Origin of the sequence: Trichloromonas sp. (assembly GCF_034006665.1) — a bacterium.
GTDB lineage: Bacteria > Desulfobacterota > Desulfuromonadia > Desulfuromonadales > Trichloromonadaceae > Trichloromonas.
Map to the genome: position 1 here is coordinate 1 of NZ_JAVESI010000069.1, position 10,115 is coordinate 10,115.

Consider the following 10,115-nt stretch of genomic DNA (forward strand, 5'->3'; position numbering starts at 1 on the left):
AAAAACATGTAACCGTTTAGGAGATACAAGCCATGATCCAGATGCAGACCATGCTTGATGTCGCGGACAATTCCGGCGCCCGGAAGCTCTGCTGCATCAAGGTGCTCGGCGGCTCCAAACGCAAATATGCCGGTCTTGGAGATATCATTATCTGTTCCGTTAAGGAAGCCCTGCCTAATTCCAGGGTCAAGAAAGGCGATGTGGTGCGTGCCGTTATTGTGAGAACGGCCAAGGAGGTACCCCGCCCCGATGGTTCGTTCATTCGCTTCGATAAGAATTCCGCCGTGGTGGTCAATGCCGGGGGGGAGCCCATCGGTACCCGAATCTTTGGACCCGTCGCCCGTGAACTCCGCGCCAAGCGCTTTATGAAAATTGTTTCACTGGCGCCTGAAGTCCTTTAAAAAAGATTAGTTGGGAGATATACGAAGATGGCGGCTAAAAACCTTCATGTCAAAAAAAACGACATGGTGATGATCATCGCCGGCAAAGAGAAGGGCAAGTCGGGCAAGGTTGCCCGGGTTTTTCCTGAGAAGGGCCGGCTTACGGTAGAAGGATTGAATGTAGTCAAGCGCCACACCCGGCCCTCGCGGGCCAATCAGGATGGCGGCATCATTGAGAAAGAAGCCCCCTTGGATGCTTCCAACGTACTGCTTCTCTGCAGTGCCTGCGGCAAGGCGGCCCGGACCGGGACGCGAATTCTGGAGGATGGGCGCAAGGTGCGTTTCTGCAAGAAGTGTAACGAGATTGTGGACAAGTAACGGAGGATTTCCATGGCAAGACTGAAAGATAAATACCAGGTCGAGCTGGTCCCGCAACTTAAAAAGGACTTGCAGCTTGGCAATGTGATGGAAGTCCCCCGGGTTGAGAAGGTGGTTGTGAACATGGGTCTCGGGGAGGCCATTCAGAACATCAAGATTCTGGAATCGGCGGTTGAGGAACTGACCAACATCGCCGGGCAAAAAGCGGTTATCACCAAGGCAAGAAAGTCCATTGCGACCTACAAGCTGCGGGAAGGGATGCCGATCGGTTGCCGCGTCACTCTCCGTCGCGCCCGTGCTTACGAGTTTCTTGATCGCCTGATCAACATCGCGCTACCTCGGGTGCGTGACTTCAAGGGCGTTTCTCCCAAGGGGTTCGATGGGCGCGGCAACTATACCCTCGGCATTCGCGAAGAGATCATTTTCCCCGAGATTGATTTTGACAAGATCGATAAGGTCAAAGGGATGAATGTGACCATCGTCACCACGGCCCGAACCGATGAAGAGGGTCGCGCCCTCCTGGCGGCCATGGGGATGCCTTTTAGGAAGTAAGTCAGACGGAGAGCGGAGGAGCTAGTGGCAAAAAAATCGATGATGATAAAGGCTTCGCGGCCAACCAAGTTCGGGGTCCGGCAGCACAACCGTTGCCCTCTGTGCGGTCGTCCGCGGGCGTATTATCGCAAATTTGACATGTGCCGTATTTGCCTGCGCAAGCTGGCGTCGGAAGGGAAACTTCCCGGCGTTATCAAGTCGAGTTGGTAAAGAGACATTAAGGAGCTGCATCCATGGCAATGACTGATCCTATCGCGGACATGCTGACCCGCATTCGTAACGCGGGCCTGGCGAAGCATCCGAAATTGGACGTCCCGTCGTCCAAAATCAAAGAGGCTCTGGCTTCGGTGCTTAAGGATCTTGGATATATCAAGAATTTCAAAACCATCAGCGACGACAAGCAAGGCGTGTTGCGGATCTATCTCAAGTTCGATGAGGAGAGCCAGCACGTCATTCATGAAATCAAGCGGGTATCAACCCCCGGCCGTCGCATCTATGTGGGGAAGGACGAGATCCCCATGGTGAAAAACGGTCTCGGGTGCGCCATTCTGTCGACTTCCAAGGGTCTGATGGATGATGCGGCCGCACGCACGGCGCAGGTGGGCGGTGAGCTCCTCTGCACCGTCTGGTAAGGATCCGGGGAAGGAGTTTATAAGAGATGTCGAGAATCGGAAAGAAACCTATTACGATTCCGGGCGGAGTGAAGGTCTCCCTTTCCGGAGAGACGATCAGTGTGCAGGGCCCCAAGGGACAGCTCAATCGGCGGATCCCCGCGCAGGTCGGTGTTTCCGTCGAGGCGGACAGCCTCCAGGTTAGTTGTTCCCAGGAAGGTCGCGCGGACAGTTCCCTGCAAGGATTGACCCGTACCCTGGTCGCCAATATGATCGAGGGTGTCACCAAGGGGTATGAACGTGTCCTGGAGATCAACGGCGTTGGTTATCGCGCCGAAATGAAGGGATCGGTTCTCAACCTGGCCCTGGGTTATTCCCATGCCGTTGAGTATCCTCTGCCCAAGGGGATTGATGCTGAAGTTGAAAAGCAGACCAAGATTACCCTTAAGGGGATCGACAAGGAACTGATCGGGGCGACTGCCGCCAAGATCCGCTCTTTCCGCGCTCCTGAGCCCTATAAAGGCAAGGGAATCAAGTACGCTGAAGAGCGGATTTTGCGCAAGGCTGGCAAGACCGGGAAGAAATAATTGATACAAGGCCAAGGAGAACGATAGTGAACGTCGCAAAGCAAAGACGTGATGCCCGTGCGAAGCGGCAGGTTCGGGTGAGGAAGAAGGTCCGTGGGACCCTGGAGCGTCCTCGTTTGTGTATCTTCCGCAGTGCCAGGCATATTTATGTGCAACTCATCGAGGACGTGACCGGGCGCACTCTGGCCACGGCATCCACCGCGAACAAGGATGTGGCCGAAGGCGTGAAGTATACCGGTAATGTCGAGGCTGCTAAGGCCGTTGGTCAGACCATCGCCAAGAAGGCTCTGGAACAGAATATCAAGCAGGTGGTTTTTGACCGCAACGGTTTCCTGTATCATGGTCGCGTCAAGGCTCTTGCCGACGCTGCTCGTGAAGCCGGCCTGTCTTTCTAAGTCAAAGGAGGAGTTCTTTGCATCGCATCGATCCCAATGAACTGAACTTGAACGACCGCGTCATTCATATCAACCGTTGCGCGAAGGTCGTTAAGGGTGGCCGTCGATTCAGCTTCTCCGCCTTGGTGGTGGTAGGCGACGGAGAAGGACATGTCGGTTACGGACTGGGCAAGGCCAAAGAGGTTCCTGAGGCGATCCGAAAAGGGGTCGAGCAGGCCAAGAAAAGCCTGATCAAGGTTCCTCTGCGCGGGCGGACCATTCCCTTTGATGTGCTGGGTAAGTTCGGCGCCGGGAAGGTTCTGCTCAAGTCGGCTTCCGAAGGTACCGGTGTCATTGCCGGTGGCGCCGCTCGCGCGGTTTTGGAGGTGGCTGGCGTCGGCGATATCCTCTCCAAATGTCTTGGTTCAAACAACCCGCATAATGTGGTCAAGGCGACCGTTAATGCCCTGGCGCAGCTCAAGAGCGCACAGGAAATCATGGATCGCCGCGGCCTGCAGGCGACCGCCGAATAAATGGCGGATAAGGAGAAGATCATGGCCGATCAGATCAAGGTGACATTGAAGAAGAGCGGCATCGCCCGCGACGCCTATTTTACGCGAGTCCTCAAGGGACTCGGTCTGACCAAGTTGCATAAGACGGTATGCCTCAAGGACACTCCGGAAATTCGCGGAATGATTCGCAAGGTATCCCACATGGTCGAAGTTGAAGACTGCCGTTAAGGAAGATGGATATGGATCTGAGTAATCTGCAACCGGCATACGGTTCTACAAAAAATCGCAAGCGTATCGGCCGCGGTCATGGTTCGGGTACGGGTAAGACCGCAGGTAAGGGTCACAAGGGTCAGAAGGCGCGCAGCGGGGGGAGCGTTAAGGCCGGTTTCGAGGGCGGACAGATGCCCTTGCAGCGGCGTCTACCCAAGCGAGGTTTTACCCCTCTGGAGAAAAAGGTTTATTCTCTGGTTAATTTGCGTGATCTCGATCTTTTCGAGGCGGGCAGCGTCGTTGACCTTTCCGCTCTCGGCAAGGCTGGCCTAGTGAAGGATCTCCAAGACGGAATCAAGATTCTCGGGGATGGTGAACTGACCAAGGCACTGACGGTGCAGGCCCATAAATTCAGCAAGTCGGCCCAGGAAAAGATCGAGGCGGCCGGCGGCAAGGCCGAGGTCCTCTAAATTGATAAAAGCCATCCAGAACATCATCAGTATTCCTGAACTCAGGAGGCGTATCCTCTTCACCCTGGGCATGCTGGCTGTTTATCGGGTGGGTTGTCATGTGCCTACGCCTGGGGTCGATGCACAGGTGCTGGCCAAATTGTTCGAGGGGATCGAAGGTAACCTGCTGGGGTTGGTCAGCGCCTTTACCGGTGGCGCTCTCGAGCGGATGACGGTATTTGCGCTGGGCATCATGCCTTATATCAGCGCCTCCATCATATTGCAGTTGCTGGCCGTGGTCTTTGAGCCCGTCGAGCGGCTGAAGAACGAGGGAGAGCAGGGGCGTAAGGTGCTGACCCGCTGGACTCGTTACGGGACGGTGCTGCTTTCGATCATTCAGGGGGCCGGCATCGCCATCGGTCTGCAGACCATGCGTGGTCCGGCCGGGGAGTTGGTTGTTCCCGACCAGGGGATGGGCTTTATTCTTCTGACGGTTATTACCCTGACGGCAGGGACGGCGTTCATCATGTGGTTAGGGGAGCAGATTACCGAGCGTGGTATCGGCAACGGGATCTCTCTGATCATTTTCGCCGGGATTGTTGCCAATATGCCGGCAGCCATCGTCAACTCGGCCCGTCTGTTCCGTACCGGGGCGCTGACCCCGCTGGTCGGTATTGCCGTCCTGGTTTTGATGGTCGCTGTCATCTGGGCCATTGTCTTCATGGAACGGGGGCAGCGTCGTCTGCCGATTCATTATGCCAAGCGGGTGGTCGGGATGCGTAATTACGGCGGCCAGACCAGTCATTTGCCGCTTAAGGTCAACATGAGCGGGGTTATCCCGCCGATCTTCGCCAGCTCGATTATCATGTTTCCTGCGACGGTCGCCAATCTGGTCGATGTTACCTGGGTTCAGACTCTCGCAGGGATGATGACTCCTGACCAATGGCTCTACAACCTTTTTTTCGTTGCATTAATCATCTTCTTCTGTTACTTCTACACGGCTGTGACATTCAACCCCGTTGATGTCGCTGAAAATGTGAAAAAACAGGGGGGCTACATCCCCGGTATCCGCCCAGGTAAGCCAACGGCAGACTACATCGATGTGGTACTGGGTAGGTTGACTTTTGCTGGCGCCATTTATGTTTCCGCGGTTTGCGTTTTGCCCACTATTCTTATCGGTGAGTTCAGTCTGCCTTTTTATTTTGGTGGCACTTCCTTGCTGATCGTGGTTGGTGTGGGTATGGATACCGCCTCTCAGATCGAAGCCCATCTGATTTCCCGATCGTATGAAGGTTTCATGAAGGGTGTGACTCTTAAAGGCCGTCATGGCTAGGGATTCTGTGCTATGAATTTGATTTTACTGGGCCCTCCCGGAGCAGGCAAGGGAACGCAGGCCAAAATGCTCATGGATCGTTACGGTATTCCGCAGATATCTACCGGAGACATTCTTCGGGCCGCAGTCAAGGACGGTACGCCGATGGGGTTGAAAGCCAAATCCTATATGGATGCGGGTGCCTTGGTACCGGATGAGGTTGTCGTCGGTATTGTTCGCGAACGTCTTCAGCAGGATGACTGCAAAGATGGCTTCATTCTGGACGGATTTCCCCGGACGGTTCCCCAGGCCGATGCCTTGGCCGAGGCCTTGTCTTCTCTTGGGCGCCTACTCGATGCTGTCGTCTCTCTCGCAGTCGACGTCGAGGTTTTGGTGGAGCGTCTGACGGGGCGTCGTACTTGCCGTGATTGTGGGCGCGGCTATCATGTGAAGTTTGCTCCTCCCAAGGTGAGTGGTGTATGTGACGCATGTGGTGGTGAACTTCTGCAGCGTGACGATGATCGCGAGGAGACGATTCGGCGTCGGCTCAATGTGTATGACGAGCAGACCTCGCCTCTGATCGCCTATTATCGCCAGGCAGGACTGCTTACTGAAGTCGACGGAATGCTTTCCATGGATGCTGTGCAGGAAGCCATCTTGGCTCATCTAGGCAAAGAGCAGGCACGCAGATGATCGTTCTCAAGTCCCGCGCCGAGCTTCTGCTGATGCGTGATGCGGGGCGGATAGTCGCAGAGATTCTCAATCTGCTTCGTGAGCGGATTAAACCCGGAGTCACAACCCGGGAACTGGATGAGTTTGCCGAAGCTGAATGTAAGCGTCGGCGTGTTCGTCCGGCGTTTAAGGGATATGGTGGGTTCCCTTTTACGATCTGTTCCTCTCCCAATGAAAAAGTCGTTCATGGTTTTGCCGATTCCCATCCGTTGTGCGAAGGGGATATTCTAAGTGTCGATTTCGGCGTCGTGAAGTCCGGTTTTTACGGTGATTCGGCTATTACCGTCCCCGTTGGCCGTATTGACGAGGAAAAAGAGCGGCTTTTGGAAGTGACGCAGCGATCTCTTGCTGTGGGGATTGCCGCGGCTTTGGTTGGAAATCGCCTTTCCGATATATCCCATGCGGTGCAAAGCTGTGTCGAAAAAGAAGGCTTCAGCGTTGTTCGGGAATTTGTCGGCCATGGTATTGGGCGGCAGTTGCATGAACTCCCGCAAATCCCTAATTTTGGAGCACCAGGCCAAGGGCCGCGCTTGCGAGAGGGGATGGCCTTGGCGATAGAGCCGATGATCAATGCCGGTGTCCCGGATGTCCGAGTCCTTCCGGATGGTTGGACGGCGGTGACGGTGGATGGTCGTCCTTCGGCTCATTTCGAGCACACGATTGCTGTGACCAGTCATGGCCCAGAAATATTGACCGCTTTGTAGACAGGATTCAGGGCAAACGCTCTCGAAAGACCTATGTCAGTAAGTTGTTGGTGATCAACTTGATGAGTAAAGGATTAGACAATGAAAGTCCGCGCTTCGGTGAAGGCAATCTGCGACAAGTGTAAGGTGATTAAGCGCAAGGGGATTGTCCGGATCATCTGTGAAAACCCCAAGCACAAGCAGAGGCAGGGATAACTGGATTAGGAGGAATGGAAATTGGCACGTATTGCTGGTATCGACTTACCAAGAAATAAACGGATTGAGGTGGCGCTCACCTACATCTACGGCATCGGCCGCTCCTCTTCCCAGGAGATCCTGAGCAAGGCCGGGGTTGATCTCAATACCCGGACCGATGATCTCACTGAAGCTGAAGTGGCGAAGATTCGCGAAATTATTGACCGGGAAAGCAAGGTTGAAGGTGATCTGCGGCGCGAGGTTTCGATGAACATCAAGCGTCTCATGGACCTTGGTTGTTATCGCGGATTGCGGCATCGTCGTGGTCTGCCCGTGCGCGGGCAGAAGACCAAGACGAATGCCCGTACCCGGAAGGGACCGCGCAAGACTGTCGCCGGTAAGAAGAAATAACTGGAGGAACCATGGCTAAGCCCGGTAAGAAAGTAGTCAGAAAAAAAGTAGAAAAAAAGAATATCGCTAATGGTGTGGCGCACATCCAGGCGACTTTCAACAATACGATCGTGACCATCACGGATATCAGCGGCAATGTGATTTCCTGGTCCACGGCTGGTGGACGCGGTTTCAAGGGCTCGCGGAAGAGTACTCCTTTCGCCGCCCAAGTTGCCGCCGAGGATGCCGCGAAGAAAGCCCAGGAGCATGGGCTTCGTAATGTCGTGGTTAATGTCAAGGGGCCGGGCTCCGGACGTGAGTCGGCTTTGCGTGCTTTGCAGGCAGCGGGTCTCAATATTACCTTGATCAAGGATGTCACTCCGATTCCTCATAACGGATGCCGTCCCCCCAAGCGCAGAAGAGTCTAAACCTTACAAGGAGGTTGAACGTTGGCTAGATATACCGGTTCCGTCTGCCGCATGTGCAGAAGGGAAAATACGAAATTGTTCCTGAAGGGGGACAGGTGTCATACCGACAAATGTGCCGTTGAGCGTCGTAACTATGCGCCTGGGCAGCACGGTCAGGGGCGCATCAAGGTTTCGGATTACGGAACTCAGTTGCGTGAAAAGCAGCGTGTTAAACGCACCTACGGCCTGCTTGAAAAACAGTTCCGCTCCTATTTCGATATGGCAGACCGCATGAAGGGCGTTACCGGTGAAAACCTTCTGGTGTTACTGGAGCGTCGTCTTGACAGCATGGTCTATCGAATGGGTTTTGTTTCTTCCCGTAACGAGGGTCGTTCGCTGGTTCGCCAAGGGCATTTCCTCGTGAACGGCCGTCGCGTCGATATCCCTTCCTACCTCGTTCGTCCCGGCGACGTCATCGAGCTGCGTGAAAAAAGCCGTCAGGTTGCGCGCATCAACGAAGCTCTCGATGGGGTTATGCGCCGTGGTCTTCCTTCCTGGGTCGAGCTTGACCGTGCGGCCTACAAGGGGGTCGTTAAAACCTTGCCGGTTCGTGAAGAGATGACGACTCCTGCCTTCCAGGAGCATCTCATCGTCGAATTGTACTCTAAGTAGTCCGGTTGGGCTTTAACTGTAACCTCATTAGGGAGGATACGAATGTATAAAAACTGGAGAGACCTCATTAAGCCCAAGCGTCTCCAGATTGAGTCGGAAACCCTTTCCGAGTCTTATGGAAAGTTCTACGCCGAACCCTTTGAGCGGGGTTTCGGCACGACTTTGGGTAACTCTTTGCGCCGCGTTCTGCTCTCCTCGTTGCAGGGGGCAGCTATCGTTTCCGTGCGCATCAAAGGGGTTCTTCATGAGTTCTCAACCGTCCCCGGCGTCACCGAGGACGTTACGGATATTATTCTCAATCTCAAAGGGGTGCTGCTGCGTCTGCACGGCAACGAGAGTCGTAATATCCGGATTGTGAAAAAAGGGGCCGGCGTGATTACCGCCGGCGACATTATTACCGACAGTCATGTTGAGATTCTTAATCCTGAGCATCATATCGCCACTTGTTCTCAGGAAGGCGATGTAGAGATGGAGATGGTTGTTGCTCTGGGGAAAGGCTATGTCCCTGCTGATCGCAATCGCGACGAAAGGGCTCCGGTTGGAACAATTCCGATTGACGCGATCTTTTCTCCTATCACGAAAGTTAATTTCACAGTAACCAACGCTCGCGTCGGGCAGATTACTGACTACGACAAGTTGACTCTTGAAGTCTTCACTGACGGCAGTGTTCGGCCGGACGACGCCCTTTCTTTCGCTGCGAAAATCATCAAAGAGCAGCTTCAGATCTTCATCAATTTCGATGAGGAAGCGGAACCGGTAGAAGAGGAGATCAGCGAAGTTACGGGCAAGATAAATGAAAACCTTTACCGTAGTGTCGATGAGCTTGAACTTTCAGTAAGGAGTGCCAACTGCCTAAAGAATGCCAATATTCGTCTGATCGGTGATCTGGTGCAACGCTCCGAAGCGGAAATGCTCAAAACCCAAAATTTCGGTCGTAAGTCCCTGAATGAAATTAAGGACATTCTTTCTGAGATGGGTTTGACCCTTGGGATGAAACTGGAAAATTTCCCCGATCCTGAATATCTCAAAATGATTCAAAAGGGCAACGAGGAAGATTGATTCCTTGTTTAGAATAACGAAGAAAGGACCACAGAACCATGCGTCACAATAAAAGCGGAAGACGGCTCGGGCGAAACTCCAGCCACCGATCGGCGATGATGCGCAACTTAGTGACTTCCCTCCTTGACCATGAGAAGATCACTACCACCGATTGCCGTGCTAAGGAGTTGCGTAAAGTTGCGGAAAAGATGATTACACTCGGCAAGCGTGGCGATGTTCATGCCCGGCGTCAGGCTCTGCAGGTGGTTCGTGATCGTAAGGTTGTGGCCAAGCTTTTCGAGCGGCTTGCTCCCCGTTATCAGGACCGTCCCGGTGGTTATACGCGGATTATCAAACTTGGCAACCGTCTCGGGGATAATGCTTCCCAATCCATCATTGAGTTGGTCGAAGAGGCCGGTGTCCCGTCGTCCCAGTCTTAGTTTCGGTTCCACATCAGTTATCCATTGGGTATGAAAGCATATGAAAGCGGGGAGTTTAGGCTCCCCGCTTTTTTGTTTGGTGCGCCAGGCATGGCGCGTGGTGCGTAAGCACCAGATGATTGATCGTGGTGGTCAATCGTTGACTTGGAGGTGAAAGTCCTCTACGGACCCTGATGACGGGAACCGTTAGCTG

18 protein-coding genes and 1 pseudogene are annotated in these 10,115 nt (G+C 54.0%); all 19 read left to right on the forward strand.

All coding sequences use genetic code 11. The features are described from left to right. Positions 1–32 precede the first annotated feature (32 nt). On the forward strand, positions 33–401 hold the full coding sequence (gene rplN / locus RBR25_RS16685; protein ID WP_092054123.1) for a 50S ribosomal protein L14: 369 nt from the start codon (positions 33–35) through the stop codon (positions 399–401). 27 nt (positions 402–428) lie between these two features. Beyond that, positions 429–758: a 50S ribosomal protein L24 gene (gene rplX, locus RBR25_RS16690; protein ID WP_432820679.1), complete on the forward strand. Its 330-nt coding sequence runs from the start codon at positions 429–431 to the stop codon at positions 756–758. A gap of 12 nt (positions 759–770) precedes the next feature. Next, positions 771–1,310: a 50S ribosomal protein L5 gene (gene rplE / locus RBR25_RS16695; RefSeq protein ID WP_432820680.1), complete on the forward strand. Its 540-nt coding sequence runs from the start codon at positions 771–773 to the stop codon at positions 1,308–1,310. Positions 1,311–1,334: 24 nt separating this feature from the next. After that, positions 1,335–1,520, forward strand: coding sequence for a type Z 30S ribosomal protein S14 (locus tag RBR25_RS16700; protein ID WP_092054115.1), 186 nt, complete (start codon positions 1,335–1,337; stop codon positions 1,518–1,520). A gap of 23 nt (positions 1,521–1,543) precedes the next feature. After that, positions 1,544–1,942 carry a 30S ribosomal protein S8 gene (gene rpsH, locus RBR25_RS16705; RefSeq protein WP_432820681.1) on the forward strand — a complete coding sequence of 133 codons (399 nt, stop codon included), beginning with the start codon at positions 1,544–1,546 and terminating at the stop codon, positions 1,940–1,942. 26 nt (positions 1,943–1,968) lie between these two features. After that, positions 1,969–2,508 carry a 50S ribosomal protein L6 gene (gene rplF, locus RBR25_RS16710; RefSeq protein ID WP_432820682.1) on the forward strand — a complete coding sequence of 180 codons (540 nt, stop codon included), beginning with the start codon at positions 1,969–1,971 and terminating at the stop codon, positions 2,506–2,508. A 26-nt stretch (positions 2,509–2,534) separates the two neighbouring features. Further along, positions 2,535–2,903: a 50S ribosomal protein L18 gene (gene rplR, locus RBR25_RS16715; RefSeq protein ID WP_432820683.1), complete on the forward strand. Its 369-nt coding sequence runs from the start codon at positions 2,535–2,537 to the stop codon at positions 2,901–2,903. Positions 2,904–2,920: 17 nt separating this feature from the next. Beyond that, positions 2,921–3,415: a 30S ribosomal protein S5 gene (gene rpsE / locus RBR25_RS16720; RefSeq protein ID WP_432820684.1), complete on the forward strand. Its 495-nt coding sequence runs from the start codon at positions 2,921–2,923 to the stop codon at positions 3,413–3,415. Between the two features lie 21 nt (positions 3,416–3,436). Beyond that, complete coding sequence (rpmD, locus tag RBR25_RS16725; RefSeq protein ID WP_432820685.1) at positions 3,437–3,622, forward strand: 50S ribosomal protein L30; 186 nt, start codon at positions 3,437–3,439, stop codon at positions 3,620–3,622. Between the two features lie 11 nt (positions 3,623–3,633). Continuing rightward, on the forward strand, positions 3,634–4,074 hold the full coding sequence (rplO, locus tag RBR25_RS16730) for a 50S ribosomal protein L15 (protein WP_432820686.1): 441 nt from the start codon (positions 3,634–3,636) through the stop codon (positions 4,072–4,074). Position 4,075: 1 nt separating this feature from the next. Next, the gene (gene secY, locus RBR25_RS16735; RefSeq protein WP_432820687.1) at positions 4,076–5,386 is read left to right on the forward strand and encodes a preprotein translocase subunit SecY; all 1,311 of its coding nucleotides are present in this window, start codon (positions 4,076–4,078) and stop codon (positions 5,384–5,386) included. 12 nt (positions 5,387–5,398) lie between these two features. Beyond that, a complete protein-coding gene (locus RBR25_RS16740) occupies positions 5,399–6,058 on the forward strand; it encodes an adenylate kinase (protein ID WP_432820688.1) in 660 nt (219 codons plus the stop codon). Beyond that, positions 6,055–6,801, forward strand: a complete 747-nt coding sequence (gene map, locus RBR25_RS16745; RefSeq protein WP_432820689.1) for a type I methionyl aminopeptidase — start codon at positions 6,055–6,057, stop codon at positions 6,799–6,801. The genes RBR25_RS16740 and map overlap by 4 nt, the downstream gene beginning before the upstream one ends. An 81-nt stretch (positions 6,802–6,882) precedes the next feature. Continuing rightward, positions 6,883–6,996, forward strand: coding sequence for a 50S ribosomal protein L36 (rpmJ, locus tag RBR25_RS16750; protein WP_291317053.1), 114 nt, complete (start codon positions 6,883–6,885; stop codon positions 6,994–6,996). Positions 6,997–7,017: 21 nt separating this feature from the next. Further along, on the forward strand, positions 7,018–7,386 hold the full coding sequence (gene rpsM, locus RBR25_RS16755; protein ID WP_432820690.1) for a 30S ribosomal protein S13: 369 nt from the start codon (positions 7,018–7,020) through the stop codon (positions 7,384–7,386). Positions 7,387–7,397: 11 nt separating this feature from the next. After that, entirely contained in the window at positions 7,398–7,793 is a 396-nt protein-coding gene (gene rpsK, locus RBR25_RS16760; protein WP_432820691.1) for a 30S ribosomal protein S11, read from the forward strand. Positions 7,794–7,814: 21 nt separating this feature from the next. Next, the gene (gene rpsD / locus RBR25_RS16765; protein WP_432820692.1) at positions 7,815–8,444 is read left to right on the forward strand and encodes a 30S ribosomal protein S4; all 630 of its coding nucleotides are present in this window, start codon (positions 7,815–7,817) and stop codon (positions 8,442–8,444) included. Positions 8,445–8,486: 42 nt separating this feature from the next. Further along, positions 8,487–9,503 carry a DNA-directed RNA polymerase subunit alpha gene (locus tag RBR25_RS16770; protein ID WP_432820693.1) on the forward strand — a complete coding sequence of 339 codons (1,017 nt, stop codon included), beginning with the start codon at positions 8,487–8,489 and terminating at the stop codon, positions 9,501–9,503. A 38-nt stretch (positions 9,504–9,541) separates the two neighbouring features. Then, positions 9,542–9,895 (forward strand): annotated as a pseudogene (gene rplQ, locus RBR25_RS16775) (50S ribosomal protein L17); the annotation flags it as partial. Between the last annotated feature and the right edge of the window lie 220 nt (positions 9,896–10,115).